27 protein-coding genes are annotated in these 26,977 nt (G+C 69.7%); 11 read left to right on the forward strand and 16 right to left on the reverse strand.

Annotated elements, in window-relative coordinates; genetic code table 11:
* Both CJ179_RS04070 and CJ179_RS04075 read right to left on the reverse strand, forming a co-directional pair.
* Nucleotides 1–534 (reverse strand): tripartite tricarboxylate transporter TctB family protein, encoded by a 534-nt coding sequence (locus CJ179_RS04070; protein ID WP_072937857.1) that lies wholly within the window; start codon nt 532–534, stop codon nt 1–3.
* Nucleotides 531–1,520, reverse strand: a complete 990-nt coding sequence (locus CJ179_RS04075; protein ID WP_072937987.1) for a tripartite tricarboxylate transporter substrate binding protein — start codon at nt 1,518–1,520, stop codon at nt 531–533. The genes CJ179_RS04070 and CJ179_RS04075 overlap by 4 nt, the downstream gene beginning before the upstream one ends.
* 67 nt (nt 1,521–1,587) lie before the next feature.
* Between CJ179_RS04075 and CJ179_RS04080 the strand changes: the two genes are divergently transcribed.
* Nucleotides 1,588–3,204, forward strand: coding sequence for an ATP-binding protein (locus CJ179_RS04080; protein WP_095860748.1), 1,617 nt, complete (start codon nt 1,588–1,590; stop codon nt 3,202–3,204).
* Between the two features lie 30 nt (nt 3,205–3,234).
* Nucleotides 3,235–3,909 (forward strand): response regulator, encoded by a 675-nt coding sequence (locus CJ179_RS04085; RefSeq protein ID WP_072937855.1) that lies wholly within the window; start codon nt 3,235–3,237, stop codon nt 3,907–3,909.
* 12 nt (nt 3,910–3,921) lie between these two features.
* Here the strand turns inward: CJ179_RS04085 and CJ179_RS04090 are convergent, their stop codons facing one another.
* The 10 genes from CJ179_RS04090 to mqo all read right to left on the reverse strand — a co-directional run bounded on the left by CJ179_RS04090 (nt 3,922) and on the right by mqo (nt 14,696).
* Nucleotides 3,922–4,683: a serine protease gene (locus tag CJ179_RS04090; RefSeq protein ID WP_095860749.1), complete on the reverse strand. Its 762-nt coding sequence runs from the start codon at nt 4,681–4,683 to the stop codon at nt 3,922–3,924.
* Nucleotides 4,684–4,745: 62 nt separating this feature from the next.
* Nucleotides 4,746–5,117, reverse strand: a complete 372-nt coding sequence (locus CJ179_RS04095) for a glyoxalase superfamily protein (protein ID WP_072937853.1) — start codon at nt 5,115–5,117, stop codon at nt 4,746–4,748.
* 43 nt (nt 5,118–5,160) lie between these two features.
* Entirely contained in the window at nt 5,161–6,594 is a 1,434-nt protein-coding gene (locus CJ179_RS04100) for an MFS transporter (RefSeq protein WP_072937986.1), read from the reverse strand.
* A 101-nt stretch (nt 6,595–6,695) separates the two neighbouring features.
* Nucleotides 6,696–7,922: a uroporphyrinogen-III C-methyltransferase gene (gene cobA, locus CJ179_RS04105; RefSeq protein WP_072937984.1), complete on the reverse strand. Its 1,227-nt coding sequence runs from the start codon at nt 7,920–7,922 to the stop codon at nt 6,696–6,698.
* Nucleotides 7,923–7,969: 47 nt separating this feature from the next.
* Entirely contained in the window at nt 7,970–8,350 is a 381-nt protein-coding gene (locus CJ179_RS04110) for a cobalamin biosynthesis protein (protein ID WP_095860750.1), read from the reverse strand.
* Nucleotides 8,343–9,743 (reverse strand): cobyrinate a,c-diamide synthase, encoded by a 1,401-nt coding sequence (locus CJ179_RS04115; RefSeq protein ID WP_072937851.1) that lies wholly within the window; start codon nt 9,741–9,743, stop codon nt 8,343–8,345. The genes CJ179_RS04110 and CJ179_RS04115 overlap by 8 nt, the downstream gene beginning before the upstream one ends.
* A complete protein-coding gene (cobO, locus tag CJ179_RS04120; protein ID WP_072937850.1) occupies nt 9,737–10,351 on the reverse strand; it encodes a cob(I)yrinic acid a,c-diamide adenosyltransferase in 615 nt (204 codons plus the stop codon). The genes CJ179_RS04115 and cobO overlap by 7 nt, the downstream gene beginning before the upstream one ends.
* 35 nt (nt 10,352–10,386) lie before the next feature.
* Nucleotides 10,387–12,300, reverse strand: coding sequence for a magnesium chelatase subunit D family protein (locus CJ179_RS04125; RefSeq protein WP_095860751.1), 1,914 nt, complete (start codon nt 12,298–12,300; stop codon nt 10,387–10,389).
* Nucleotides 12,301–12,511: 211 nt separating this feature from the next.
* A complete protein-coding gene (locus CJ179_RS04130) occupies nt 12,512–13,087 on the reverse strand; it encodes a GNAT family N-acetyltransferase (RefSeq protein ID WP_072937848.1) in 576 nt (191 codons plus the stop codon).
* A 64-nt stretch (nt 13,088–13,151) separates the two neighbouring features.
* A complete protein-coding gene (mqo, locus tag CJ179_RS04135) occupies nt 13,152–14,696 on the reverse strand; it encodes a malate dehydrogenase (quinone) (RefSeq protein ID WP_072937847.1) in 1,545 nt (514 codons plus the stop codon).
* A gap of 121 nt (nt 14,697–14,817) precedes the next feature.
* Between mqo and CJ179_RS04140 the strand changes: the two genes are divergently transcribed.
* From CJ179_RS04140 to CJ179_RS04150, 3 genes are read left to right on the forward strand one after another with little or no spacing between them, the layout of a single operon-like run.
* Nucleotides 14,818–15,828: an alpha/beta hydrolase gene (locus CJ179_RS04140; RefSeq protein ID WP_095860752.1), complete on the forward strand. Its 1,011-nt coding sequence runs from the start codon at nt 14,818–14,820 to the stop codon at nt 15,826–15,828.
* Nucleotides 15,825–17,210 carry a mycothione reductase gene (gene mtr / locus CJ179_RS04145; RefSeq protein ID WP_095860753.1) on the forward strand — a complete coding sequence of 462 codons (1,386 nt, stop codon included), beginning with the start codon at nt 15,825–15,827 and terminating at the stop codon, nt 17,208–17,210. Before CJ179_RS04140 ends, mtr begins: the two co-directional genes overlap by 4 nt.
* A complete protein-coding gene (locus CJ179_RS04150) occupies nt 17,207–17,536 on the forward strand; it encodes a YnfA family protein (RefSeq protein WP_015890329.1) in 330 nt (109 codons plus the stop codon). The genes mtr and CJ179_RS04150 overlap by 4 nt, the downstream gene beginning before the upstream one ends.
* A 31-nt stretch (nt 17,537–17,567) precedes the next feature.
* On the opposite strand, the gene CJ179_RS04155 is transcribed toward CJ179_RS04150, so the two are convergent.
* Nucleotides 17,568–18,134 (reverse strand): alpha/beta fold hydrolase, encoded by a 567-nt coding sequence (locus CJ179_RS04155; protein WP_095860754.1) that lies wholly within the window; start codon nt 18,132–18,134, stop codon nt 17,568–17,570.
* A gap of 103 nt (nt 18,135–18,237) precedes the next feature.
* Between CJ179_RS04155 and CJ179_RS04160 the strand changes: the two genes are divergently transcribed.
* Entirely contained in the window at nt 18,238–18,600 is a 363-nt protein-coding gene (locus CJ179_RS04160; protein WP_095860755.1) for a GntR family transcriptional regulator, read from the forward strand.
* Nucleotides 18,597–19,370, forward strand: coding sequence for an ATP-binding cassette domain-containing protein (locus CJ179_RS04165; protein WP_257015317.1), 774 nt, complete (start codon nt 18,597–18,599; stop codon nt 19,368–19,370). Before CJ179_RS04160 ends, CJ179_RS04165 begins: the two co-directional genes overlap by 4 nt.
* Nucleotides 19,371–19,747: 377 nt before the next feature.
* Here CJ179_RS04165 and CJ179_RS04170 read toward each other — a convergent pair whose 3' ends face one another.
* Genes CJ179_RS04170 through CJ179_RS04180 form a run of 3 tightly spaced genes read right to left on the reverse strand, consistent with a single transcriptional unit; the run spans nt 19,748 to nt 22,906 of the window.
* Entirely contained in the window at nt 19,748–21,286 is a 1,539-nt protein-coding gene (locus tag CJ179_RS04170) for a cobyric acid synthase (protein WP_095860756.1), read from the reverse strand.
* Nucleotides 21,283–22,140: a type I methionyl aminopeptidase gene (gene map / locus CJ179_RS04175; RefSeq protein WP_072937841.1), complete on the reverse strand. Its 858-nt coding sequence runs from the start codon at nt 22,138–22,140 to the stop codon at nt 21,283–21,285. The genes CJ179_RS04170 and map overlap by 4 nt, the downstream gene beginning before the upstream one ends.
* A 58-nt stretch (nt 22,141–22,198) precedes the next feature.
* Entirely contained in the window at nt 22,199–22,906 is a 708-nt protein-coding gene (locus tag CJ179_RS04180) for a GntR family transcriptional regulator (RefSeq protein ID WP_072937840.1), read from the reverse strand.
* Nucleotides 22,907–23,090: 184 nt separating this feature from the next.
* On the opposite strand from CJ179_RS04180, the gene CJ179_RS04185 reads away from it, so the two are divergent.
* Genes CJ179_RS04185 through CJ179_RS04200 form a run of 4 tightly spaced genes read left to right on the forward strand, consistent with a single transcriptional unit; the run spans nt 23,091 to nt 26,962 of the window.
* Nucleotides 23,091–24,128 carry a 2-aminoethylphosphonate ABC transporter substrate-binding protein gene (locus CJ179_RS04185; RefSeq protein WP_072937839.1) on the forward strand — a complete coding sequence of 346 codons (1,038 nt, stop codon included), beginning with the start codon at nt 23,091–23,093 and terminating at the stop codon, nt 24,126–24,128.
* Nucleotides 24,129–24,130: 2 nt separating this feature from the next.
* On the forward strand, nt 24,131–25,300 hold the full coding sequence (locus tag CJ179_RS04190; RefSeq protein ID WP_095860757.1) for an ABC transporter ATP-binding protein: 1,170 nt from the start codon (nt 24,131–24,133) through the stop codon (nt 25,298–25,300).
* A complete protein-coding gene (locus CJ179_RS04195) occupies nt 25,297–26,202 on the forward strand; it encodes a 2-aminoethylphosphonate ABC transporter permease subunit (protein ID WP_095860758.1) in 906 nt (301 codons plus the stop codon). The genes CJ179_RS04190 and CJ179_RS04195 overlap by 4 nt, the downstream gene beginning before the upstream one ends.
* Nucleotides 26,177–26,962 (forward strand): ABC transporter permease, encoded by a 786-nt coding sequence (locus CJ179_RS04200; RefSeq protein ID WP_095860759.1) that lies wholly within the window; start codon nt 26,177–26,179, stop codon nt 26,960–26,962. The genes CJ179_RS04195 and CJ179_RS04200 overlap by 26 nt, the downstream gene beginning before the upstream one ends.
* The last annotated feature ends 15 nt before the right edge of the window (nt 26,963–26,977 follow it).

Raw genomic sequence — 26,977 nt, forward strand, 5'->3', positions numbered from 1 at the left:
TCAGAGAATTCCGTCCAGAATGCCTGCGGGCAGCGGTATTCCGAGCCCGACGTAGAACGCGTAGAAGCTGCCGAATCCGAGTACGGCCCCGATCGCGATGTTGCGCACCCAGTGCCTGCTGCCCAGAATTGTTGCGGCCCCGGCGAACAGGACGGTGCCGATGATCGCCCAGCCAAGGAAGTCGACGAGCGCGATGGTCACCACGAACAACCCGACGAGCAGACCGACTGTCTTCCAGTCGCCCGGAGAGTCCGGATCGACGTCCTCTCCGCTGTCCGCATCCCCGGTGGAGCCACGCAGGATCGCGACGGCGAATACCACCGACAACACCAGCAGTCCCCCACCGATGACGAGCGGGAACAGTCGCGGGCCCACCGGGTCCACCTTCGCGAAGCCCTCGCTGAGCGACAGCGCGTCGACGACGAGGAACACCCCGATCACGGCCAGCACCGCGCACACGACGAACTGCGCGTAGTCCCTCCGCTTCGGCGCCGTGTCCGCGGAGACGGCGGACGGTTCTGCGGGCGCGGTCATGCCAGCCCCAATTCGGCCAGCGTGGACGAGACCCGCTCGTCCTGGTCCCGGAGGAACTGCTCGAACTCCGGTCCCGTCATGAAGGCGTCACTCCAACCGTTCTTCACCAGGGCCTCCTTCCATTCCGGTGTGTCGTGCAACTTCTGAAGCGCCTCGACCATGTCGGCCTTGGCGCCGTCGGACAGCCCGGGCGGCGCCAGGACGCCCCGCCAGTTGGTGAAGGTCAGGTCCACTCCGGCCTCGGTGAGCGTCGGCGCGTCGACACCTTCGACCCGCTCGTTTCCCGACACCGCGAGGACCCGGACCTGGCCGGCCTCGATCTGGTCCACGTACTCGCCGAGGCCCGACGTGCCCGCGGTGATCTTCTTACCGAGAAGGGCAGTCAGCAGGTCGCCTCCGCCGTCGTAGGACACGTAGTTCACCGCGTTCGGGTCCACTCCCACCGCGCGTGCGGTCTCCATCGGGAACAGGTGGTCGGGGCCGCCGGGCGAGGAACCGCCGCCGATGGTGATCGACGCCGGGTCCGCACGCCAGGCCGCCACGAAGTCGTCGATGGTCTGCAGTGGCGAATCCGCGGGCACGAGAATGCCCTCCTGCTCCTCGACCATCTTGGCCAGGGCGGTGGCGTCGGAGACGCGTGCGGTGGAGCCGTTGGTGTATCCGGCGCCGACGACGCCGAGGCCCATCATCATCATGAGGTCGTCGTTGCCGGCCTCGTTCATCAGCCGGGCCATCGCCACCGTTCCACCTGCGCCGATCACGTTGAAGACCTCGACGCGGCCGGTGATGTCCTCGTCTTCCATGATCTTCACCGCGGTCCGCGCCGTGAGGTCGTAGCCGCCGCCCGGACTGTTCGGAACCATCATCCGCACCCTGTGCAGGCCCTCGTCCTCGCCGCGGGTGACCCCGCAGCCGGCCACGAGGAGGCCCACGAGCGCGAGCAGGAGCAGCGCGCGTACCCTGCTCCCGCTACCTGTTCTCGACATCGTTCCCCATTTCGCCATGAATGTGATCTTCCGCAATACTGAACCTCCGGCGTGATGCACGTCACCTATGCGAACGAAACGGAACTTAAGTTCATTGTGGTCACCACTTCATCCCCGCGTTCGTAGCCTCGCGGGCCAGGTCCTGCTCCTCCAGCTCGTCGTCGTCGCCGTCGTGCTGCTCGCGGTGGCCGCGGTGTCGGTCCACCAGTCGACCGTGGAGTTCCGCGACCTCCAGGGACAGCGCATGATCGCGGTGGCCGAGAACGTGGCGTCGACGCCGGTGGTGCGCGACCAGCTGTCGGACCGCTCGGTCGAGCGGGTGCTGGCACCGGAGGTCGATCGCGCCGTCAACCTGTCGGGCGCCACGCTCGCCGAGATCGTCGCGCCGAACGGGGCGGTCACCGTGTCGTCGGATCCGACCCGGCTCGGGGTTCCCGCGGAACTCGGGGCCAGCGACGTGATGACCGGACGCGCCTGGTCGGGCGACGTGGACGTCGACGGGCGCCGCGCCATCGTCGGGCACGTCCCGATCCTGTCCGCGACCGGGGACGTCCTCGCGGTCGTCTCCGTCAGCGACGACTACCCGTCCATATGGGACCTGCTCAGCAGCGCGGGGGCGCGCCTGCTCCTGTATCTCGGAATCGGCGCCGGTCTGGGGCTTCTCGGCTCGTGGCTGCTGTCCCGCCGGATCAAGACCCACACCCGCGGACTCGAAATCGCCGAGATCGCAAGTCTCGCCGACCATCGCGAGGCCCTGCTGCACAGCATCCGCGAGGGGGTGGTCGCGGTGAACCCCGACGGGGTGATCACCGTGCTCAACGACAGCGCCCAGGAACTGCTCGACCTCACCGGCGACGCCGTCGGCAGGCACGTCGACGACATCGCGCTCGACCCGGCCGTCCGGCAGTACCTCCTCACCGGGGAGGACGGCCGCGACGTGGTGCTGTCGACGTCGTCGCGGATGCTCGCCTTGAGCCGCCGCGCCGCGACCAGCCAGGGCCACGAGATCGGCACCGTCACCACGATGCGCGACAGCACCGAACTGGCGTCGATGCAGAGCCAGCTGTCTTCGCACAAGAGTGTCACCGACACCCTGCGGGCGCAGACGCACGAGTTCGCCAACCAGCTGCACACGATCTCGGGGCTGACACAGCTCGGCGACTACGACGCGGTCACCGAGTTCGTCGGCACCCTCACCCGCCGTCGGGCGGAGATCAGTGATGCTGTCACGCAACGCATCTCGGATCCCGCCGTGGCCGCGCTGCTGATCGCGAAGACGTCGCTCGCCGCCGAGACCGGGGTGTCGCTGACGCTGGAACCGGACTCGCACCTGCACGCCCTCGACCCCGAACTCGCCACCGACGTGATCACCGTGCTCGGCAACCTCATCGACAACGCCGTCGACGTCTCCGAGGGCGGCCGGGACGCGCGGATCTCGATCCGGATCACCGACGACGACGGCATTCTCATCGAGGTCGCCGATTCCGGCCCCGGAGTTCCCGAGACGATGCGGGAGGAGATCTTCTCCCGCGGGGTCACCTCGAAGCCCGGCACGCCCGGCGGCCGCGGAATCGGGCTCGCCCTGGTCCGTCTCGTCAGCTCCCAGCACGGCGGGTCCGCGGCCGTCTCGGACGCACCCGGCACCGGTGGTGCCTTGTTCACCGTCCACGTGCCGCGTAGCTAGACTCTCCGATCATGACGGGACGGCGCGGCGATGTATGAGGTCCTGGTCGTCGACGACGACTTCATGGTCGCGGAGATCCACCGCCGATTCGTCGACAAGACACCGGGGTTCACCACCGTCGGGGTGGCGCGGACCGCGGCGGACGCCCTCGAATCGGTGCGCACCGGCAACCCCGACCTCGTGCTCCTGGACGTGTACCTGCCGGACATGTCCGGCCTCGACGTCCTGCAGCGACTGCGCGCCGAGGGCAACGCCGTGGGGGTCATCATGATCACCGCCGCCCGGGAAATCGACACCGTCAGCCGCGCACTGCACGGCGGCGCCTCCGACTATCTGGTCAAGCCGTTCGACTACACGCAGCTGCAGGAGAAACTCGAGAACTTCCGGCGCCGCGCCCGCGCGCTCGAATCACAGTCCGGCGCAGACCAATCCCTGATCGACTCCCTGTTCGGGGGCAAGGGCAAGAATCCGGACCCGAGCCGGCTACCGAAGGGGCTCAGCGCCGAAACCGGCCGCCTGGTGCTCGACATCCTGCGGTCGAAGGGCGAGCTGTCGTCGACCGAGTGCGCCGAACTCGCCGGACTGTCCCGGGTCAGTGTCCGCCGCTACCTCGAGCACTACCTGTCCGAGGGACTGCTGGAGGTCCGGCTGGAGTACGGGGGTGCGGGCAGGCCCGTGCGCCGGTACCGGCCGGCACCCCGCTGACCTCAGGCTCCGTCAGGATCGGGTGCAGGTACCGGGCAGTGCGAACGGTGTCGAGTCGCCCGCGCCGCGGCTCTCCGCGCGCTGCAACAGGTCGAGTGTGGCGGCGCCGAAGGCCGGCGAGTAGGACACCGAGTCGGTGCACCCGCCGTGGTCGAGGCCCCCGACGAGGGCGACGACCCGCGAACCCGCCACCCACGGGCCACCACTCGTTCCGTCGCCGAGACCGTCGCAGACCACCGTCGGATAGCTGTCCGTCGACGTGGTCGCGGCTGTGCACGACACCGGACTGTCGCCCAGCGTCGGGTAGCCGGTGACCGCCACGGTGGTCTCGGCTGCCGGGGCGGGCGCCAGTTCGAAGCCGCCACCGACCACCGATTCGACGGAGGCGGGCACGGTGGTTCCGCTCGGCGCCACCCGGAGGACGGCATAGTCGTGCTGGGGGTCCTGCGACTCCAGCCAGGCGGGGTCGACGTAGATCTGGGACACCGTCCACAGTCCGAACGGGGCCACGCCGCGGTCGTATCCGGGCGCGAACGACAGGGCACCGCCGGACCCTGCGATGCAGTGCGCGGCGGTGAGCACGAGGTCGCCGTCCGTGCTGTCCAGGACCGATCCGGTGCAGACGTGGATCGGCGTCCCGGCCAGGAACAGCGGACCGACGCGTGAGTCCGGTGCGGCGGGCGCGGCGGTGGCCGGAACCCCGGCCACCCAGGCAGCCAGCAGCATGCCTACTGCGACTGCCCCCATGACGGACGTGCGGGTGGGCGTGAGCACAGGACCATCATGCTCCGCCCGGCGTGCGCGGGCGGGCGGATTTCTGCTACCTGCCGCCGGAGTCAGCCGCGTTGCGGAAGCTGCTGCAGCGCCCACTGGTTGCCGTCGGGATCGGCGAAATACACGAAGCGCCCCCATGCCAGATCCTGCACCTCGCTGACGGGCACACCGCGGGCGGACAGTTCCGCGTGAGCGGCATCGGCGTCGTCGATGACGATCTGCAACCCGTGCACCGAGCCGGGCGGGGTGTCGACCAGGCCCTCGCCGACGGCGATCGAGCAGGCCGACCCGGGCGGAGTGAGCTGGACGAACCGCACATTCTCATCCACGCGGTGATCGTGGTCGACGACGAAGCCGACCTGGTCGGCGTAGAACGCCTTGGCCCGGTCCACATCGGACACCGGCAGAATGATCAGCTCGATTTTGTAGTCCATGACCGGATGCTAGCGACGGTCTCCGGCCACCGGGCCGAAACGCTCACGCCTGCTGCGCGGCCTTCTCGGCGGCCTGCGCCTGCGCGACCTGTTGCGGGGTGAAGCGGATGAACAGCGCGGCGAATCCCGCGATGAGGGCGCAGCCGGCGCTGCCGACGAGGGCGAAGGTGTAGCCGTTGCCCAGTGCCTCGAGTTGCGCCGGATTCATGTCCGCGACCTTGCCGGAGATGCCGCCGAGCGAGAGGGTGCGCGACGTGGCCATCGCCCCGATGACGGCGAGGGCTAGGGGGCCGCCCAGGGTCTGCGCCACCTGCGCGATGGCGGCGAGCGGCCCGATCTCGGTTTCCGACACCCCGGCGATGGCGCACAGCGGGAGCGGGACCACGGCGAGTCCGACGCCGAACCCGATGCCGATGACCGGTACGAACAGGTTGGCCAGATAGGTGGCGGAACTGTCGAGGGTCGACCCGTAGAGCAGCCCGACCACCATGATCGTGGCGCCGGCGACCACGAGCCACCGCGGCTGGATCCGCACGGCGAGCTTGGACGCCACCGCGGCCGCGCTGCCGAGGCCGAACGCGAACGGGATGAACGCGAGGCCCGCCTCCAGCGGGCTGTAGCCGAGGATGTCCTGGACGAACAACGCCACGAACGCGGCGACCGTGAACATGACGGCACCGGCGAAGAAGATCGCGACGAGCGTCGCCACCCGGTTCTTGTCGTGGAACAGCGAGAACGGCAGCAGCGGGTTGTCGGCGGTCCGTTCGACGTACAGGAACGCGCCGAACAGCAGCAGCCCGGCGACGAGCGCACCGATCACGTACGGACTCCCCCAGCCGAGTTCCGGGCCCTCGGTGAGCGCGAACACCACGCCCGTCGCCGCGACCGTCGCGAGGACCGCGCCGGGAACGTCGAGGGCCAGGCGCTCGCCCGCCGTCTCCTTCAGCGCCACGAACGCGCACCCCACGATGACGACGCCGATGGGCACGTTGATGAGGAAGATCAGGCGCCACGACACCTCGGTGAGCGCGCCGCCGATGATCAGGCCCGCGATCGACCCGATGCCCGTCATGGCCGCGAAGATCGCGATGGCCTGGTTGCGTGCGGGTCCGGCCGCGAATGTGGTCGCCACCAGGGCCAGTGCCGTCGGCGAGGCCACCGCGGCGCCGACGCCCTGCAGGAACCGGGCCGCGATCAGCATGAACTCGCCCACCGCCAGACCGCACAGCAGCGAGGCGATCGTGAACAGGGCGACACCGCCGACGAACATCTTCTTCCGGCCGAACGCGTCACCGAGCCGTCCGCCCAGCAGCATGAGGCCACCGAACGCAAGCGCGTACGACGTCAGCACCCAGTTGCGGCCGCTGTCGCTCAGACCCAGGTCGGCCTGCAGCGGCGCGAGCGCCAGATTCGCGACGGTGCCGTCGAGGACCACCATCATCTGCAGCCCGCTCAGCACGACAATCGCCAGCCCCATCACGCGGGTGGCGGCGGGCGGATTCACCGTGGCTCTCGCCGCAGACTGGTTCGACGCCGGCGCGCCTTCGGGTACTCGGGATTCAGACACGGGGGTTCACGTTACCCAGCGTCCACAGAAAACCCGGCCACGGGCCCGATGACCACGATGGCGGGGGGACGGATCTGCTCTTCCTTGACCCGCGCGGCCACGGTCTGGAGATCGGCCCGCAGGGTGCGCTGCGTCCGCAGCGTGCCCTCCTGGATCACCGTGACCGGGGTGTCCACGGGACGCCCGCCGTCCATCAGGACGGTCGCGAACGCCTCGATGCGTTCGACGGCCATCAGCAACACGATCGTGCCCTTCAACCGGGCCAGCGCCGACCAGTCGACGAGGGAATCCGGGTGGTCGGGGGCGACGTGACCGCTGACGACGACGAACTCGTGGGTGACGCCCCGGTGGGTGACCGGGATGCCGGCGGCCGACGGCACCGAGATGGCGCTGGTGATCCCGGGGACGACCGTGACGGGCACACCCGCCGCGGCGCACGCCTCCAGTTCCTCGTAGCCGCGCCCGAACACGTACGGGTCGCCGCCCTTGAGCCGCACCACGAACTTGCCGGCCTTCGCGCCGTCGATGAGGGCGGCGTTGATCGCCTCCTGCGCCATCGCGCGGCCGTACGGAATCTTCGCGGCGTCGATGACCTCGACGTCCGAGCCCAGTTCGGCGAGCAGTTCGGGCGGGGCGAGGCGGTCGGCGACCACCACGTCGGCCCGGGCCAGCAGTCGACGGCCGCGCACGGTGATGAGGTCGGGGTCGCCCGGACCGCCGCCCACCAGCGCGACACCGGCTGCCGGATGGTCGGCGGTGTCGGCGACCGCACCCGATTGCAGGCCCTCGACGAGGGCAGTGCGCACGGCGGCGGACCGACGGTGGTCGCCGCCGGCCAGCACGCCGATGCTCATCCCGTCGTAGCTCGCGCTCGCCGGAGTGACGGCGGTGCCGTAGCGGGCGTTGTCGGCGCGGACGCAGAAGACACGGTTCCGCTCGGCCTCCGCGACGATCGCCGCGTTGGTGTCCGGTTCGTCCGTGCACGCGATGGCGTACCAGGCGTCGGCGAGGTCGCCGTCCCGGTACTCGCGAAGTTCCACTGTGATCTGTCCCGCAGTGGCCATTCCCTCGACGGCCGGCGTGACCGCGCGGCTGATCAGGTGGACCCGTGCACCCGATGCGATCAGGAGCCCGAGCCTGCGCTGTGCGACTGTTCCGCCACCGACCACGACCACACGACGATCGGCCAAATTGAGTCCGACCAGGTAGTTGGTCTCGTCTCCGGTGGCAGCAGTCACGCGCTCTCCCCGTTTCTCCAGAAAATCCTGCACGTCTTGTCTCGAACCTACGAAACTTTACGGGCTGCCGCGACGACGACGCCATTCGCGGACCACTTGGTCACGATCAGGGGCCCGCCGCCCGCGCCGAGCACGGCCGCCGCTTCCGCGACGCTCGGCGATCCCGTCGCCGAGTGAACCCGGTCCGACGGGTTCGCCACCTCGACGGCGGCGAGTTCCGCCGCCGCGAATCCGCGGACGGGGACACCCAACGCCGCCGCCGCATCCCGGACAGCCGGGTCCACGGACTTACGGTCGAGGGTGCACAGGCAGTCCAGAGTCCCGTCCGAATCCGGGCCCGCGGACGTCAGCACGTGCCGGACGGCGGCGAGGATGTCCGTGCTGCCCGCGGCCGCGCGGAACCCGACGCCGACGCAGAGATCACCCATGCGCGGCGAAGGTGCGGGCCGCGGCCACGAAACGGGTGATCGCCGCCGGGTGGCCCGCGGGGTGGGTGTGCAGGTACGAGGCGTGCACGCCGTCGCGCACGAATCCCTCGCGCGCAGGGTCACCGTCCCAGGGCCGCCAGCCCCAGGCCGGCGCGAAGCCGTCCGCCTCCGCCGCGGTGAGCGACGTGCGATGGAACTCGTGGCCGACCACCCGCTCACCGGCCGCGAAGAGCGTGGAGTCCGTGACCGCCACCGCCTCGCGGTACCCGAGCGTGAGACGAGACCCGAACGAGGCGTCGACCCCGACCACGGAGGCCATCGCGTGCCCGTCGAGGCTGCGGGCGAGGTAGAGCAGACCGGCGCACTCCGCATGGATCGGTGCCCCCGATGTGGCGAGTGCGCGTATCTGAGACAGGAGCGCAGAGTTTTCCGCGAGCGCGACGGCGTGCTCCTCGGGGAAACCACCGGGCAGCACCACGCCGCTCGTGCCGGTCGGCAACGCGTCGTGCAGGGGGTCGAACGTGATCACGTCCGCACCGGCGGCGTCCAGGAGTTCGCGGTGCTCGGCGTACCCGAACGTGAACGCGCGGCCCCCGGCGATCGCCACGGTCGGGCGCGGGCCGGGCGGAATCGGTCCGACCTCGTCGGCGGGGTCCCACGCCGGCCCGTCGACCGCCGAGGACGCGAGTGCGCGGATGGCGGGGAGGTCGAGGTGGCGGGCTGCCAATCGGGTCATGGCGTCGACGGCGTCCACCGCGTCGGCTCCGTGCTCCGCGGCCGGGATCAGCCCGAGATGGCGGGACGGGACCTCCAGTTCGGCCATCCGCGGCACGGCGCCGAGCACGGGGAGCCCGACGCGCTCGCACGCCTGCCGCAGCACCTGTTCGTGCCGCGGGCTGCCCACCCGGTTGAGGATCACCCCGCCGATGCGAACCCCGGAGTCGTACGTCGAGAAGCCGTGCAGGACGGCGGCCAGGCTCTGACTGTGGCCGCGAGCGTCCACCACGAGCACCACGGGGGCGCCGAGCAGCGCTGCCACCTGGGCCGTCGATCCCTCCGCCGACGGCTCGTGGGACGCGGCGTCGATCTTGCCGTCGAACAGGCCCATGACACCCTCGACGACCGCGACGTCGCACCCCGAACTCCCGTGCCGGTACAGCGGGGCGATCCGCTCCGCGCCGACCATGACCGGGTCGAGATTGCGTCCCGGACGTCCGGCCGCGAGCCCGTGGTACCCGGGGTCGATGTAGTCGGGGCCGACTTTGAACGGTGCCACCGCGTAGCCGGACTCACGCAGCGCCCCCACCAAACCGGTTGCGACGGTGGTCTTTCCACTACCCGATGCGGGGGCGGCGATGACCACCGCGGGCACAGCGGCGAGGGTGGTCACCACTCGATTCCCCGCTGGCCCTTCCGGCCCGCGTCCATCGGATGCTTGATCTTGGTCATCTCCGTCACCAGATCCGCGGCGTCGATCAGCGCCTGCGGGGCGTCGCGGCCCGTGATCACCACGTGCTGGTTGCCCGGCCGGTTCCGCAGGACCTCGACCACCTCGTCGACGTCGACCCATCCCCACTTCAGGGGGTATGTGAATTCGTCGAGCACGTAGAAGCGGTGCTCCTCGGCGCCCAGCCGGCGCGCGATCTCAGCCCACCCCTCAGCGGCCGCGGCGGCGTGGTCCTCCTCGCTGCCGTGCTTACGCGTCCACGACCAGCCCTCGCCCATCTTGTGCCACTGCACCGCCCCGCCGACACCGGTGTCGTCGTGCAGTTGGCCGAGGGCACGGAAGGCGGCTTCCTCCCCCACCTTCCACTTGGCGCTCTTGACGAACTGGAACACTCCGACGTCGAATCCCTGATTCCAGGCGCGCAGCGCCATGCCGAACGCGGCCGTCGACTTCCCCTTGCCCGGTCCGGTGTGGACCGCGAGCACGGGAGCGTTGCGCCGTTGACGCGTGGTGAGGCCGTCGTTCGGAACGTTCTCGGGAACACCCTTGGGCATGTGCCTTCTCTCTCCCTACCGAATCCGCGTCCGGGTCACGCCGCGGCGCGGACGACGCCCGCAACCTGCTGCGCGGACAATTCGCCGAGCCGGACGTAACCACCCCGCAGCCGGCGGGACAGCTCCGCGGCAAGCCCGAGCCGGACCATCCCGGTCTCGCAGTCGACGACCACCGACGCGACCGCGCTGTCCGCGAGCAGGCCCGCGGCCACCTTCGCCCGGTGCAGTGCGTCCTTGCCGCCGGTCGCCCGTCCGTCGGTCAGCGCGACGACGAGAGCGCGGCGCTGCGGGTCGCGGAGCCGTTCCCGCAGCACGACCTCGCGCGCACGCAGAAATCCTTCTGCCAGTGGCGATTTGCCACCCGTCTTCATTCCCTGCAGACGACGGACGGCGATGTCGACCGACGAGGTGGGCGGCAGGACGAGTTCCGCGGCCCGACCGCGGACCGTGATCACCGCCACCTTGTCGCGGCGCTGGTAGGCGTCGCGGAGCAGCGAGACGACGGCGCCGGTCACGGCCGACAACCGGTCACGGGCCGCCATCGACCCGGATGCGTCGACGACGAACACCACGAGATTGCCCTCGCGGCCTTCGCGGATCGCTCCGCGCAGATCGACGGAATCGAGGATCATCCGTCCGGCGGTCCGGCCGCGGGCAACCTGCTGCCCGGCTGCGGCGAAGAGCGTGCCGACCAGGTGGAGTCCGTGCCCCGACTCGGCGGTGGAGCGCACCGCGCGACCGCGCGACGAACGGGAACGGGAACGCCGCCCCGGCGCGCCCTCCCCGACCCCGGGTACCTCGAGAAGTTTGGTGGTGAACTGGGTGCCGGTCGGTCCGGCCGGGCGCTCCGGCGGCGCCGGTGCGCCGCCTCCGGGCCCGTCGGGATCGTCGGGTCCCTCCGGGTCGGTATCCGTGCCGTCCGCCGCGGGCGGTGCGCCGGGCGAAGATCCGGGTTCCTGCTCCGGCGGTTCCCCGGCACCGGACCGCGCGTCCTCGTCGGCCTGCCGGAGCGCGTCGTCGAGTTGCTGTTCGTCGAGACCGGGTTCGTCGAACGGATCCCGGCGGCGACGGTGCGGCAGGGTCAGTTCAGCGGCCACCCGCACGTCCTCCGCCTCGACGGCGCCGGCGCCCCGCCATGCGGCGTGCGCGGTCGCGGTGCGGGCGAGGACGAGATCGGCGCGCATGCCGTCCACGTCGAACGACGCACAGAGAGAAGCGATTCGGCGCAACTCGACGTCGTCGAGCACGACGGAGTCGAGCCGGTCGCGGGCCTCGAGGATGGCGGCGGCGAGGGCGGCGTCCTGCGCGGCGTAGCGCTCGACGAACCCTGCGGGATCACGCTCGAAGTCCAGCCGCCGCCGGACCACCTCCATGCGCACGTCCACCTCCCGCGACGCCGCGACGTCGACGGCCAGCCCGAACCGGTCGAGAAGCTGCGGCCGGAGCTCGCCCTCCTCCGGATTCATCGTGCCGACCATGACGAACCGGGCGGCGTGCGAATGCGAGATGCCGTCCCGTTCGACGTGGACGCGGCCCATCGCCGCGGCGTCGAGGAGCACGTCGACCAGATGGTCGTGCAGGAGGTTGACCTCGTCGACGTAGAGCACACCCTGATGAGCAGCCGACAGCAGTCCGGGTTGGAACGCGCGCTCACCGTCGCGCAGCACCTTCTCGAGATCGAGGGAACCGACGACGCGGTCTTCCGTGGCTCCGACCGGCAGTTCGATCAGCCGCGCCGGGCGGGTGCCGTTCTCGTCCTGTACCGCAGGCAGCAGGGCGGTGAGAGCGCGAACGACCGTCGACTTGGCCGTACCCTTCTCACCGCGGACGAGGACGCCGCCGATACCGGGATGGACCGCGCAGAGGACGAGGGCCAGCCGCAACCGGTCCTGACCGACCACCGCACTGAACGGAAATCCCCACGAAAAGTCGGGTCGAACCTGATCCACTTCACGATCCGTACGCACGCTGCATCCCTTCACGTCCCGGTTTCCTCGCCGAGAGCTTTGGCCGGTACGAACGCCGCGGCAATCTGGCTGGGAGACCGGATCGGCAACCAGGGTGGTGGCAGCCGGTCAGAGATCCGTCACAGTGGCGGGACCGCGCCTGATTCGAACAGGACTTCCCCGCGGACATTCACCTGACGACCCTAGTCGGCGCTCACTGCCCGGCGCTCGACGGGGCCGCCTCCGCCACCTCCGACGCCGCGGCACCGCCGCCGGCATCATGGGCGGCACCGCCGCCGGCATCATGGGCGGCACCGCCGCCGGCATCATGGGCGGCACCGCCGCCGCGCCGCATCGGGACGTGCGGGATGCCGTCCTCGACGAACTCTTCGCCGTCCGGCCGGAAACCGTGCTTGGCGTACATGTCCACCAGGTACGTCTGCGCGTTGATCCGGCACGGCGCGTCACCGACCTCGGCGAGCGCGGCGCGCAGCAGACGCGTCGTGTGCCCCTGACCGCGCGCCGGCCGCGCCGTGCACAGCCGGCCGATGCGGAACGACTTGTTGCCGTCGGCGTGCTCCTCGAGGAGGCGGAGCGTGCAGACCACCTGACCGTCCTGCTCCAACCAGAAGTGGCGCGTCTCGGCCAGCAGGTCCCGGCCGTCGAGTTCCGGGTACGGGCACGCCTGCTCGACGACGAAGACCTCTACGCGGAGCTGGAGCAACTCGTAGAGCGTCTTGTTGTCGAGATCGAGTGCCCACGAACGCTTGAGTGCTGCAGTTGCCGTCATGACAGGCAACTATCGCACAGCACCCGTGAGTGCGCGCGCCCGTGGACCCGGGCCGAGCGGTCCGTCAGACCGCGACCGACGCGTCCTCGACCTTGCTGGTGTCGAGCTGGAGCACCTTCGACGTCCAGTCCCACACCTGCGAGAACAGGCCGGTGTCGTCGGAGAGCTTGACGCCGAGCGAGGGCACCATTTCCTGGAGCTTCGGCTTCCACGACTCGTACTGCGTCGGGAAGCAGCGCTGCAGCACGTCGAGCATGGCGGGCACCGCGGTGGACGCACCCGGCGACGCGCCGAGGAGGCCTGCGATGCTGCCGTCGCCGGCGTTGACGACGGCGGTGCCGAATTCGAGGACGCCGCCCTTGCCCTTGGCGCGGCGGATGACCTGGACGCGCTGGCCCGCGGTGATCAGCTCCCAGTCCTTGCCGAGCGCCTTCGGGACGAACTCCCGGAGGGTGTCGATGCGGCCGGCCTCGGACATCGCGAGCTCACTGATCAGGTACTTGACGAGACCCAGTTCGCTGACGCCGACGCCGAGCATCGACAGCAGGTTGTTCGGCTTGACCGAGCTGGGCAGGTCGGTGACCCGGCCCTGCTTGAGGAACTTGGGCGACCAGCCGGCGTACGGACCGAACAGCAGTCCGGGCTTGCTGCCGATCACGCGGGTGTCGAGGTGCGGCACCGACATGGGGGGCGCGCCGACAGCGGCCTTGCCGTAGACCTTGGCGCGGTGCTGGTCGATGAGCTCCGGGTTCGTGCAGCGCAGGAACGCGCCGCTGACGGGGAACCCGCCGAATCCCTTGGCCTCCGCGATCCCGGACTTCTGCAGCAGGTGCAGTGCACCGCCGCCGGCGCCGACGAACACGAACTTGGCGCGCACGACCTTCTTGGCACCGTTGCGGCGGTTGGTGACCTTGACCACCCAGCTGCCGTCGGACTGCTTGGTGAGGTCGGTGACCTCGTGCCCGAAGTGGACGACGCCGCCGGACGCGCCGACGTAGCCGAGGAGCTGCTTGGTGAGGGCGCCGAAGTCGACGTCGGTGCCGTCCTGGGTCCAGTTGAGGGCGATCGGATCGCTGAAGTCGCGGCCCTTCGCCATCAACGGCAGCCGGCGGGTGAACTCGTCGGGGGCGTCGATGTACTCCATGCCCGCGAACAGGGGGTGACCGGCGAGGGCGTCGTAGCGGGCCCGCAGGTACTTCGCGTTGGCCTCGCCGTGCACGAAGCTCACGTGCGGGATGGGGTTGATGAACTCCTTGGGCTGCGTCAGCACACCGCTCTCGACGCCGTGCGCCCAGAACTGCCGCGACACCTGGAACTGTTCGTTCACGTTGACGGCCTTCGTGATGTCCACGGTGCCGTCGGCGTTCTGCGGGGTGTAATTGAGCTCACACAGTGCGGAGTGGCCGGTGCCCGCGTTGTTCCACGGGTCGCTGCTCTCGGCGGCTACTGCGTCGAGCCGCTCGAATGTGGTGATCGACCAATCGGGCTGCACCTGACGCAGGATCGCTCCCAGCGTCGCGCTCATGATGCCCGCGCCAACCAGCACTACATCCGTTTTCGTCTCTACCGCATTCTGATCTGACACTGGAGTATCGACTTCCTTGTCCATAGCCGTACGCGCATACGCCTGCCGTGTTCGCCGGATAGGTTACCCGCGCGTATGAGCGAAAATCACCTGCCCCAATTGTGCGCCTCCCCGCACCCCCGAAACGCACATTAGATTGTGATCTGTGACTACTTGGGCTCCCGACGTTCTCGGCGACGGTTATCAACAGCTGACCATCCCTCTCGGCACCGACCCCGACGGCGAGGGCGAGGTGAAGGCGACGCTGATCCGCTACCAGCCCCCGCAGGAGACGAAGAAGACCGGCCGCGCCGTGCTCTACGTCCACGGATTCACCGATTACTTCTTCCAGAAACACCTGGCCGAGCACTTCGCCGAACAGGGTTACGCGTTCTTCGCACTCGATCTGCGCAAGTGCGGGCGCTCGCTCGAACCGGGGCAGACGCCGCACTTCGTCTCCGACCTGAGCCTGTACGACGCCGAACTGGACGAGGCGTTGCGCCAGGTCCGGGAACAGACCGCCGACGGCGAGGTCCTGCTCGTCGCGCATTCGACGGGCGGCCTGGTGCTGCCGCTGTGGCTGCACCGCCTGCAGCGCAAGACGGGCGGCACCGCAGCCCTCGGCATCAGCGGAGTCATCCTCAACAGCCCGTGGTTCGACCTGCAGGGTCCGTCGTACCTGCGGAACGTCGGGACGGTGGCTGTCGACGCGGTCGGGCGGGTCAAGCGCAAGTCGATCATCCCGAAGACCGGGCTCGACACGTACGGCGTGAGCCTGCATGTCGAGGGCAACGGCATCTGGAACTACAACCTCGACTGGAAGCCGCTGAGCGGTTTCCCCGTGACATTCGGGTGGCTGCGCGCGGTGCGCCGCGGGCACGCGCAGTTGCACCGGGGACTCGACATCGGGGTTCCCGCCCTGGTCTTGCGTTCCAAGGCGTCGTACTTCGCGCCGCGGTACGACCCCCGGGTCGACACCGCGGACGCCGTCCTCGACGTCCGGCAGATCGCACGCTGGGCGGGGTGTCTCGGCGACCGCACCACGATCGTGCCGATCGCGGGCGCCCGGCACGACGTGTTCCTGTCCGCCGACCAGCCCCGCGCCGAGGCGTTCGCCGAGGTGGACCTGTGGCTCGAGTGGCTGCACGGCCACAACGCGGCGGAGGCGAACCGGTGACACATTTCGATCTGGCGATCATCGGTTCGGGGTCCGGCAACTCGCTGCCCGACGAACGGTTCGCGGACAGGAAGATCGCGATCCTGGAGGAGGGCACATACGGCGGGACGTGCCTGAACGTGGGCTGCATCCCGACGAAGATGTTCGTGTACGCCGCGGAGGTGGCCCGCACGGTCACCGGTTCCGCCAAGTACGGCGTCGACGCCCAACTCGAGGGTGTGCGCTGGCCCGACATCGTCAAACGGGTCTTCGGCCGCATCGACCCGATCTCGGCCGGCGGGGAACGCTACCGCGCCGAGGACAGCCCGAACACGACGCTGTTCCGCGGGCACGCGACGTTCACAGGCCCGCGAACCCTCGACACCGGGACCGGGGAGGTGATCACGGCCGACCAGGTGGTCGTCGCCGCGGGATCGCGGCCGATCATTCCCGACGTCGTCCGGGAGTCGGGCGTGCCGTTCTACACGAACAACGACATCATGCGGCTGCCGGAACTGCCCCAGCGGATGGTGATCATCGGCGCGGGATTCATCGCCGCCGAGTTCGCGCACGTGTTCTCCGCGCTGGGCACCCGGGTGTCGCTGATCGCGCGCAGCACACGCTTGCTGCGCCACCTCGACGAGGACATATCCCGCCGATTCACGGATCTCGCCGAGCAGAAGTGGGACGTGCACCGCGGGCACGCCGTGACGGCCGTGCGCCGGGACGGTGACGGCGTCGCCGTCGAACTCGCGGACGGCACCGTCGTCTCGGGCGACGTTCTCCTGGTGGCCACCGGACGGCAGTCGAACGGCGACGCCGTCGGGGCCGCCGCCGGCGGCATCGATCTCGACGACGAGGGACGCGTCGTGGTCGACGACTTCCAACGGACCAGTGCCGAAGGCGTTTACGCGCTCGGCGACGTCTCCTCGCCGTACCAGCTCAAGCACGTCGCCAACCACGAGGCCCGGGTCGTTCAGCACAATCTGCTGCAGGACGCGTGGAAGGACACGTCGGGGCTGCGCGCCTCGGACCACCGGTTCGTTCCCGCCGCCGTGTTCACCGACCCGCAGATCGCGCACGTCGGGCTGACCGAGGCCGAGGCCCGGGAGGCCGGCTGGGACGTCACGGTGAAGGTACAGGCGTACGGCGACGTCGCGTACGGGTGGGCGATGGAGGACGACGAGGGTCTCTGCAAGGTCGTCGCGGAACGGGGCACCGGGCGTCTGCTGGGGGCACACGTGATCGGCGCCCAGGCGCCGACGGTGATCCAGCCGCTGATCCAGGCGATGAGCTTCGGGTTGACGGCGCAGCAGATGGCGCGGGGACAGTACTGGATCCACCCGGCGATGCCCGAGGTGGTCGAGAACGCTCTCCTCGGCCTCGACCTGCCGTTCGAGTGACGGTCGCCAAATCCGTCGCGCTGTTCGCCGTCGCGGCGCTGTTCGAGATCGGCGGCGCGTGGCTGGTGTGGCAGGGCGTCCGCGAACACCGGGGCTGGATCTGGATCGGCGCCGGTGTCGCGGCGCTCGGAGCGTACGGGTTCGTCGCGACGATGCAGCCGGACGCCAACTTCGGCCGCATCCTCGCCGCCTACGGCGGGGTATTCGTCGCGGGTTCGCTGATCTGGGGCATGGTGGCCGACGGTTTCCGCCCGGACCGCTGGGATGTCTCGGGCGCCCTCATCTGCCTGCTGGGCATGGCCGTCATCATGTACGCCCCACGCTGAGCCCGGCCGGGCTCGGCGTGGGGCCGCAGGTCTACCAGGGGCTGGTGCGGAGCACGATCTCGGTGGCCAGCTCCGCGGCCGCGGCCGCGGGGACGTTGCTGACGCCGTCGAGTTGGACGACGCGGAAGTCGGAGTAGACGAAGCGTCCGCTGGCATCCGCCTCGGCGCGCCGGTCGGGGTCCCCGACCATCACGGTCGTGGGGAGTTCGACCGCCGGACAGTCGGATCCGCGCACCGCACCCGCAGCGTCGGGCGCCGCCGGATGCCCCCGGTCGGCGACGACGAGGCTCGCGAAGCGCCCGAACTGGCGCGCCGCCAGCGACCAGGCCAGTTCGGCCCCTTCCCGGCTGCCGACGAGGTTGACCCATCCGACCTTCAGCTCGTCGAGCAGGCCCATGACCGCCGCTTCGTCGAGACCGGTGATGTCCTCGGGCACGATCGTGCGCAGGTCCGAATTGTGCAGGCGCTCGCAGACACCGTCGTAGACATCCGGCCCGTCGCCGGCCCCCGGTAGCAGCAGAACGGTGTGTTTGCTCTCCGGTCCGTCGATCCGGACCGTGCAATTTCCATTTCCCACCGCCACGTGCGTCAGTTCCATGGGCTAAAAACTACGCGATCGGGGACCTCTTGCGCTCGAACCGCCCTAGTTCTCTGGTTCCTTACATGAGTAATGAACCGATCAACCGACGAGGCGGGCGTCGATGATCGACAACCGCAGACCGCTGTTCCGGCAGATCGCGGAACTCATCGAGAACTCGATCATCGACGGAACCCTTCCCGAGGAAGGCCAGGTGCCGTCCACCAACGAACTCGCCGCATTCCACCGGATCAACCCGGCGACCGCGGCCAAGGGCCTGGAAAAACTCGTTGCCGACGGGATCCTCTACAAGAAGCGGGGAATCGGGATGTTCGTCACCTCCGGCGCCCGGAACGCGCTGCGCTTCAGGCGACGCGAGCGGTTCGCGCAACAGTTCATCGATCCGCTCGTCACCGAGGCGGACAAACTCGGCGTCAGCATCGCCGAACTCGAGACCATGCTCGACCAACGGGAGGGAGCACGATGATCGGCACGGTATCCGACACGACGACCATCGCCTCGGCGCGGAGCCTCGGCAAGCGATTCGGCGACGTCACCGCACTCGACGATATCGATTTCTCGTTGCAGGAGAACAAGATCTACGGCCTCCTCGGCCGCAACGGCGCAGGCAAGACCACGCTCATGCAGATCCTCACCGGCCAGGAGTTCCCGACCTCGGGCGCGGTCGAGGTCTTCGGACAGGCGCCGCACGAGAATGCTCGGGTGCTCACCGACGTCTGCTACGTCAAGGAGAGCCAGAAGTACCCGGACGACTTCAAAGTCCGGCACGCCCTCGCGAGCGCACGGCACCTCTTCTACGACAGGTTGCTCGCCGACTACGCCCAACACCCGCGCACGGTGGTGCTGTCCACGCATCTCATCGACGAGGTCAGCGACCTGATCGAACACGTGATCCTGATCGACAAGGGGCGGATCGTCCTCGACGAGGACGCCGGCGCACTCCGCGAGGGCGCCGTCGTCGTCTCCGGTCTGGCGCCACTGGTGGCCGCCTTCACCTCGAACAAGACCGTGCTACACCGGGAATCGCTCGGCAGTCACGAACGGGCGACGGTGCAGACCACGCTGTCGGACGCCGAACGGGACCGGGCGGTGGACGAGGGCCTGTGCTCGTCGGATCGTTCACGATCGGTGCGGCCATCTTCGCGATGGTCGGCGACACCGGCAGCGACATCAATTTCAGCGGCGGCGTCTTCTCCCTGTTCGGGTTCGCCCTCGCGTTCTACCTGCAGGCCATGACGCAGACGTTCCCGTTCGCATTGGGAACGAGCGTCACCCGGCGCGACTACTTCGCGGCTACCCTGCTGCTCGCCGCCGTCCAGGTTCTCGTGTTCGGGATACTGCTCTACGGCCTGTCGCTGACCGCGGCGTCGGGACTGTTCCTGGGCGCACTGCATCACCGGTGGCGGGTGGTGGGCCTGTTCACGCTCGGCGTCGGCACTCTCCTCGCCGCAGGCGGCGCCGCATTCGTGATCACGTGGCAGAAGTGGTGGCCGGACATCGGCCACTGGTTCGCCGATGCGCCCCCGATCGGTGCCGATGGTGTGGCTGCCCGCGCTGGCCGCCGCGGCGGGGCATCCTCGCCGCGGGTGGACGGTCGTCCGCCGCGCGACGGCCTAGCGCAGCAGGGTCGACGCGATGGCAGGCAGCCCAGTAGGGGCGCCCGCCCCGAGCAGCGCCTCGAGGGCGTGCAGATCGAGATTCTGCTCCACCAGGTCCGCCAGCAGATCGAGTTGAGCGGTCCGGATCGAAGCGACGTCCGTGTCCGGGGCGGTGACGAAGCCGGTTCTCCCCGCGTGCTCGGCCACGTCGTCCAGCAGAAGCCGGCGGAACCGGTCGGTCTCGAGCAGACCGTGCCAGTGCGTGCCGTACACGGCGCCGCGGATACTGCCCTCCGCGGCGCCGCTGCTCGCGTGGAGCAGCGGCGGATCGCCGTTGCGGCGCACCCGCCCGTGATGGATCTCGTACCCGGACACCGGAACTCCGTGGGCGTCGCCGCGGACCTGCGCGAGCACCTTGTCCGGGGCGAACTCCACCTCGAGGTCGAGCAGTCCCAGCCCGGGTACCGCACCCCAGCCGGATTCGACGTCGTCGACAATGACGGACCCGAGCATCTGGTAGCCGCCGCACACACCGAGAACCGGGCCGCCGCGTTTCGCATGCACGGCGATCGCATCCGCGATGCCGGTGCGGCGCAACCACTCCAGATCCGACACGGTCGACTTGCTGCCGGGCAGCACGATCAGGTCGGCGTCCTCGAGCCGCGACGGATCGCCGACCCAGCGCACCGACACGCCCGGTTCGCACGCGAGCGCCTCGACGTCCGTCGAATTGGAGATGCGGGGCAGGCGGATCGCGGCCACGCGTAACCAGTCGTCGCCGACCGGCGGTGCCGGACGTCCGACCGGGGCGTCCCCCACCACACCCAGCGAATCCTCCGCGTCGAGCCACAGGTCCTCGGCGAAGGGAATCACGCCGAGCGTCGGGCGACCCGTCATCGCCGTCAACTGCTCCAGACCCGGCGCCAGCAACGACACGTCGCCGCGGAACTTGTTGATCACGAAACCCGCGATCAACGCCTGGTCCTCCGGCGCGAGAACCGCCACCGTGCCGAACAGGTGAGCCAGCACCCCACCGCGGTCGATGTCGCCGACGACGAGCACCGGGAGGTCCGCCGCGCGGGCGAGCCCCATGTTCGCGAGGTCCGTGGCCCGCAGGTTGATCTCGGCGGGAGACCCCGCGCCCTCACACAGCACGACGTCGTATTCGGCGCGCAGCGATTCCAGTTCCTCGGCCACGACCGCGCGCAGGTGCTGCCGATGCTCGATGTAGTCGCGGGCCCCGACGGACGTGACGGCACGCCCCCGTACCACCAGTTGTGACGTGCGGTCACTGCCCGGTTTCAGCAGAACCGGGTTGAAGCGGACGCTCGGCTCGAGTCCGCAGGCCGCGGCCTGCAGGGCCTGCGCCCGGCCGATCTCGCCGCCGTCCAGCGTGACGACGGAGTTGTTCGACATGTTCTGCGCCTTGAACGGCGCCACCCGGACACCCCGCCGCGCCAGCATCCGGCACAGTCCGGCCACGAGCACACTCTTGCCCGCGTCGGACGTGGTGCCGGCAACGAGCAGGGCGCCCCTCCACCGGCTCTCGATCAAGGCAGGGTGAGGATCTCGTTGCCGGTCTCGGTGACCACGATGGTGTGCTCGAACTGGGCCGTCCACTTGCGATCCTTGGTGACCACGGTCCAGTCGTCGTCCCACATGTCCCAGCCGATGTCACCGAGGTTGATCATCGGTTCGATCGTGAACACCATGCCGGGTTCGATGACCGTGTCCACGGAAGGCTCGTCGTAGTGGAGGATGACGAGGCCGTTGTGGAACGTGGTGCCGATGCCGTGTCCGGTGAAGTCACGGACCACGCCGTATCCGAAGCGGTGCGCGTACGACTCGATGACACGGCCGACCACGTTGAGCGCCCGGCCCGGCTTGACGGCCTTGATGGCGCGCATCGTCGCCTCGTGGGTCCGCTCCACCAGCAACCGGTTCTCCTCGGCGACGTCGCCCGCGAGGAACGTGGCGTTGGTGTCTCCGTGCACGCCGCCGATGTAGGCGGTGACGTCGATGTTGACGATGTCACCGTCCTGGATCACCGTCGAGTCGGGGATGCCGTGGCAGATCACCTCGTTCAGCGAGGTGCAGCACGACTTGGGGAATCCCTTGTAGCCGAGCGTCGACGGATAGGCGCCGTGATCGATCATGTACTCGTGCGCAATGCGGTCGAGTTCGTCGGTGGTGACGCCCGGCGCCACCGCCTTACCGGCCTCCTGCAGGGCCTGCGCGGCGATCTTGCTCGCCACCCGCATGGCCTCGATGGTCTCCGGGGTCTGGACCCACGGCTCGTTGCCTTCCTTGGCCGTGGGCTTCCACGCGTACTCGGGACGCTCGATCCCCGCCGGTACGGCGAGGACGGGAGACACGGTTCCGGGGCTCAGTGCTGTGCGGACAGACATGGGTACCAGGTTAGACCCGCACCTGGCCGGGGCGCCTCGGGACCCGCCGCGCGGGTTCTCAGTCCCGCAGGGTCGTGAGGAATGCGATCCGGTCGCCGCGGTAGAGAGAACGCACCCGTTCGATCGGAACACCCGCAGTGTCGAGCGAGAGCCGGTGGAGCAGCAGCATCGGCATGGCGGTGGTCGAGTCGAGCAGCGCGGCCTCCCGCGGCGAGGCCAGCACGGTCTCGATCCGCTCGGTGGCGGACGCGAACACCACTCCCGTCTCGCGGATCGCCGCGTACAGCGAGGTGCCCGGGTCGAATGCGCGCGCCATCTCCCCGAAGCGGCCTGCGGGCAGATGGGTGCTCTCGAGCCCGATCTTCTCGTTGTCCGCGAGCAGGACCCGTTCGAGGTGGATCACCGGCGCGCCGATCGCGAGACCGAGCGCCTCGGCGAGGTCGGCGTCGGCGCCGAGTTCCTCGAACGTGACCAGTTCACGCCCGGGCACCCGCCCCTGGCTGACGGCACCCTCGGTGTAGGACCGCAGCGACAGCGGCTGCACGAGCTTGGGGCTGGCGACGACGGTGCCGCGGCCTCGACGCTCGACGCGTCCCTCGACCAGCAACTCGTGGATGGCCTGCCGCACCGTCTCGCGGGACACCGTGAACCGCAGGGCCAGTTCCCGCTCCGCGGGCACCGCGTCCCCCACCTCGAGTTCGGCGAGGATGGACTCGAGTTCGGTACGGACGCGGTAGTACTTGGGGACGTTCGGCGTCCGGGTCATCGCGTGACGGTGCCGATCGGCACGGACTCACCGGACGCGTCGCCGTCGTCGTTCATGCGGCCGAGCGTACCCGAAAAATGGTCTATACCAATTGTTCACCTGGCGTTCCCCCAACGGTGGCCCAATGGTCTAGACCAAACGGCAGGCTCCTCGGCACCGACCCCCTCATCGTTAGGAATTCGCCATGCGTCTTCGCCCACGGATCGCCGCCGCCGCCCTGGCCGCGACCGTCCTCACCCTCGGAACCGCTTGCGGCGGAACCGGTACCGCCGCAAACTCGGGCACCGACACCGTCACCGTGTACAGCGCCGACGGACTCTCCGGGTGGTACCAGTCGCGTTTCGACGCCTTCACCGAACGGACCGGGATCGCGGTGAACCTCGTCGAAGCCGGATCCGGCGAAGTCGTCTCCCGCCTCGACAAGGAACAGTCGAACCCGCAGGCCGACGTCGTCGTCACGCTCCCGCCGTTCATCCAGAAGGCGGACGCCCAGGGACTGCTCGTCCCCAGCGGCGTCGACACCTCCGCCGTCCCCGCTGCCGAGACCGACCCGGCCGGCCGCTTCGTTCCCGTCGTCGGGAACTACCTGTCCTTCATCGCCAACCCTGCGGCGTCGCCCGCTCCCCGCACCTGGGACGACCTGCTGTCCGACCGGCTCGAGGGCAGGATCCAGTACTCCACCCCCGGTCAGGCCGGCGACGGCACCGCGGTGCTGCTGCTCCTGCAGCACCTGATAGGCAAGGACGGCGCGCTCGACTACCTCGCGAAGCTCCAGGCCAACAACGTGGGACCGTCGTCCTCGACGGGCAAGCTGCAGTCGAAGGTCAGCAACGGCGAACTGCTCGTGGCCAACGGCGACGTCCAGATGAACCTCACCTCCATCGCCGACGACGGCTCGACATTCGACCTCTTCTTCCCCGCCGCCGCCGACGGCACCCGCACCACCGTCGCCCTGCCATACGTGATGGGCCTGGCGAAGGGCGCGCCGCGCAGCGAGCAGGGCAGGCAGTTGATGGAGTTCCTGCTGTCCGAGGAGTCACAGAAGACGGTCGCCGACGAGGCGCGCGGCGTGTCGGTCCGCGAGGACGTGCGCGCCGCCGCGAGCGACAGCGCCCCGGCGCGCGCCCTGCAGGGCGTCCAGGTGTGGTCGCCGAACTGGAACGACGTACTCACCGAACTCGATTCGGACGTCGCCGCGTACCAGAAGGCCACCGGGAGCTGATCGTGTCGGGAATTCCCACCGGGCGGACGCACCCGTCCCACACCCCCGCGGTCCGCGGGGCCACCGAGTACTCCGCACCCGCCATTACGTTCGACCGGGTCACCGTCGCCTACGGACGCGGCAGGGGTGTCACCCACGCCCTCGTCGACTTCACCCTCCGCGTCGCCCGCGGTGAAACCGTGGCCCTCCTCGGACCGAGCGGTTCCGGAAAGTCGACCGCGCTGAAGGCCCTCGCCGGATTCGTCCGTCCCACTTCGGGTTCGGTGCGGCTCGGATCACGCGACGTCACCGGGCTTCCGCCTGCGAAACGGGGAATCGGTGTCGTCGTGCAGTCCTACGCGCTGTTCCCGCACATGAAGGTCGCCGACAACGTCGCGTTCGGGCTCCGCGCCCGGCGGGTACCGCGCGCGGAGATCGGCGCGCGAGTGACCGAGGCCCTCGAGATGGTCGGCATGGCCGCCTACGGCAAGCGCCTGCCCCGCGAACTGTCCCGCGGACAGCAGCAGCGGATCGCGATCGCCCGGGCTCTGGCGATCCGGCCCGCGGTCCTGCTGCTCGACGAACCACTCGCCGCCCTCGACGCGCAGTTGCGCGAGACCATGCTCGGCGAGCTCACCCGGTTGCGGGCGGCCCTGCCCGACACGGCGATGCTCTACGTCACCCACGACCAGGGCGAGGCGCTGGCGCTGGCCGACCGGATCGCCGTCATGCGCAACTCCCGGCTCGCGGACGTCGACACCGCCGAGAACCTGTGGAAGCGGCCGCCCAGCAGTTTCACCGCGGAATTCCTCGGCGGCGCCAACCTGTTGCCGTGCACCGTCACCTGGGTGATCGGAACGTCGGCGCTCGTGTCCATCGGCGGCGTCCCCGTCACCGCGACGGCCCCGCAACCCGACATCGGGCACGTCGCGTGGGAGTCGGACCTGCCCGCATTCTTGTGCGTCCGCCCGCACGCGGTCACGCTGACGGCGCCCGGCGCGAAGGGATCGTTCGCGGCGCGGATCGTCTCGACGGTGTGGCGCGGGTCGACCACACGGATCACCCTCACCGTCGACGAACTCGAGGGCGTGCAGGTGGACGCGGACGTCGCCGGTCACGACCAGCGCACACCGGGCGCCGTCGTCGGCGTCCAGTTCCCCTCCGACGGCAGCGTCCTGGTGCCGGCGGCATGACCGCGACACTCGAACGTCCGCCCACCGAGGCGGCCCCGCCCCGTCCCGAACCGGTCCGGTGGCGCGCCATCGCCTGGACACTCCCACCCCTGCTGCTCGTCCTCGGATTCGCCGTCTACCCGATGGCGCGGGTGCTCACCGAATCCCTCGACTCCGGCACCGGTTCCGGTCTGGACACCTGGTCCGGCGTCCTCGGCTCGGAACTGTTCCGCACGGCGCTGTGGCGGACGGTGCAGATCGCCGCCCTCTCGACGCTCGGCTGCCTGGTCCTGGGTACATTCCTCGCGCTGGTCCTGGCGTTCGTCCCGTTCGCGGGATCGACCGTCGTGGGCCGGCTGATCGACGCGGTGCTGTCGCTGCCGTCGTTCCTGATCACCCTCGCGTTCACCTTCCTCTACGGCACCGCCGGGGCGGTCAACGCACTGATCACGCGGATCACCGGCGACGCCGACGGGCCGCTGAACTTCGTCGGCACCCCACTCGGAGTGATCGCCGCCGAGATCACGTTCTTCACCCCGTTCGTCGTCCGCCCCCTGCTCGCCGCGTTCACCCAGATCCCCCGCGAACAACTCGACGTCGCCGCCAGTCTCGGGGCGTCGCCGCTGCGGGTGCTGCGGACCTTCGTGATGCCGGAGGCCTGGCCCGCGCTGCTGGCCGGTGGCTCGCTGGTGCTGCTGCTCACCCTCAACGAGTTCGGCATCGTCCTGTTCACGGGCGCCAAGGACGTGGTGACACTGCCCGTCCTGATCTACACACGCGGCATCGTCACATTCGACCTGCCCGGCGCGGCCGTGATCGCCACGGTCCAGGTGGCGTTGTCGCTGACCCTGTACTGCACGTACCGAATTCTGTTCGCGACACTGACGGGAGGCAGCCGTGCTGCTGTGGACGACAAGATCTAGGGCGCTGGCCCTGAGCCTGTTCGGCCTCGTGGTGACCGTCGTCTTCGCAGCACCGATCGCCACCGTGGTCGCCGCGGGCCTCGCCGGATCCTGGACGGGTCCACTGCCCTCGGACCTCGGTGGCCGGAACTTGGCGGTGGCACTGTCCGACGAGAATCTCGCCGGCCTCACCGTCAGCCTGCAGACGGCGTTCATCGCGGGTGCACTGGCACTCGCGGTCGGGACGTGGGCAGCACTGGCGGCGCGGGAGGCGCCGGCGTGGTTGCGCCGCGTCACCGACGCCGTCTTCCACCTGCCGATCGCGATCCCGTCCGTCGCGATCGGTCTCGGTCTGCTGATCGCGTTCAACTCGCGGCCGCTGCTGCTCGGCGGAACCAAGTGGATCGTGATCCTGGCACACACCATCCTCGTGCTGGCGTTCACGTTCAGCGCCGTCTCGGCGGCACTGGACCGGCTCGATCCCGCGTACCGGCAGGCCGCCGAATCCCTCGGCGCCGGCCCCGCCCGCGTCCTGCTGCGGATCACTCTGCCGCTGCTGCTCCCGGCCCTCGGTGCCGCGGCCGGCCTGTCGATCGCACTGTCGATGGGCGAACTGGGCGCGACCGTGATGGTGTACCCGGCGACCTGGAAGACGTTGCCGGTGAGCATCTTCGGTCTCACCGACCGCGGCCGGGTGTTCCTCGCCGCGGCCGACACCACCCTGCTCCTGACGGTCACCCTGCTCGCCCTGCTGGTCGTCGGCCGCCTCCGCAGGCGCTGACGCACCCGTGCGTGG

This window comes from Rhodococcus sp. ACS1 (assembly GCF_002300155.1).
Classification (GTDB): Bacteria; Actinomycetota; Actinomycetes; order Mycobacteriales; family Mycobacteriaceae; genus Rhodococcus_F; species Rhodococcus_F koreensis.

Bases quoted from the DNA above. Each gene is read 5' to 3' on its own strand.
- CJ179_RS04085 (WP_072937855.1), top strand. From the start codon at position 3,235: ATGTATGAGGTCCTGGTCGTCGACGACGACTTCATGGTCGCGGAGATC.
- CJ179_RS04095 (WP_072937853.1), bottom strand. From the start codon at position 5,117: ATGGACTACAAAATCGAGCTGATCATTCTGCCGGTGTCCGATGTGGAC.
- CJ179_RS04110 (WP_095860750.1), bottom strand. From the start codon at position 8,350: ATGGGTGATCTCTGCGTCGGCGTCGGGTTCCGCGCGGCCGCGGGCAGC.
- CJ179_RS04165 (WP_257015317.1), top strand. From the start codon at position 18,597: ATGATCGGCACGGTATCCGACACGACGACCATCGCCTCGGCGCGGAGC.
- CJ179_RS04180 (WP_072937840.1), bottom strand. From the start codon at position 22,906: ATGACCCGGACGCCGAACGTCCCCAAGTACTACCGCGTCCGTACCGAA.
- mqo (WP_072937847.1), bottom strand. From the start codon at position 14,696: ATGGACAAGGAAGTCGATACTCCAGTGTCAGATCAGAATGCGGTAGAG.
- map (WP_072937841.1), bottom strand. From the start codon at position 22,140: ATGTCTGTCCGCACAGCACTGAGCCCCGGAACCGTGTCTCCCGTCCTC.
- CJ179_RS04185 (WP_072937839.1), top strand. From the start codon at position 23,091: ATGCGTCTTCGCCCACGGATCGCCGCCGCCGCCCTGGCCGCGACCGTC.
- CJ179_RS04130 (WP_072937848.1), bottom strand. From the start codon at position 13,087: ATGACGGCAACTGCAGCACTCAAGCGTTCGTGGGCACTCGATCTCGAC.
- CJ179_RS04160 (WP_095860755.1), top strand. From the start codon at position 18,238: ATGATCGACAACCGCAGACCGCTGTTCCGGCAGATCGCGGAACTCATC.
- CJ179_RS04155 (WP_095860754.1), bottom strand. From the start codon at position 18,134: ATGGAACTGACGCACGTGGCGGTGGGAAATGGAAATTGCACGGTCCGG.
- CJ179_RS04195 (WP_095860758.1), top strand. From the start codon at position 25,297: ATGACCGCGACACTCGAACGTCCGCCCACCGAGGCGGCCCCGCCCCGT.
- CJ179_RS04075 (WP_072937987.1), bottom strand. From the start codon at position 1,520: ATGTCGAGAACAGGTAGCGGGAGCAGGGTACGCGCGCTGCTCCTGCTC.
- cobO (WP_072937850.1), bottom strand. From the start codon at position 10,351: ATGCCCAAGGGTGTTCCCGAGAACGTTCCGAACGACGGCCTCACCACG.
- CJ179_RS04070 (WP_072937857.1), bottom strand. From the start codon at position 534: ATGACCGCGCCCGCAGAACCGTCCGCCGTCTCCGCGGACACGGCGCCG.
- CJ179_RS04100 (WP_072937986.1), bottom strand. From the start codon at position 6,594: ATGGGGCTGGCGATTGTCGTGCTGAGCGGGCTGCAGATGATGGTGGTC.
- CJ179_RS04080 (WP_095860748.1), top strand. From the start codon at position 1,588: ATGCGAACGAAACGGAACTTAAGTTCATTGTGGTCACCACTTCATCCC.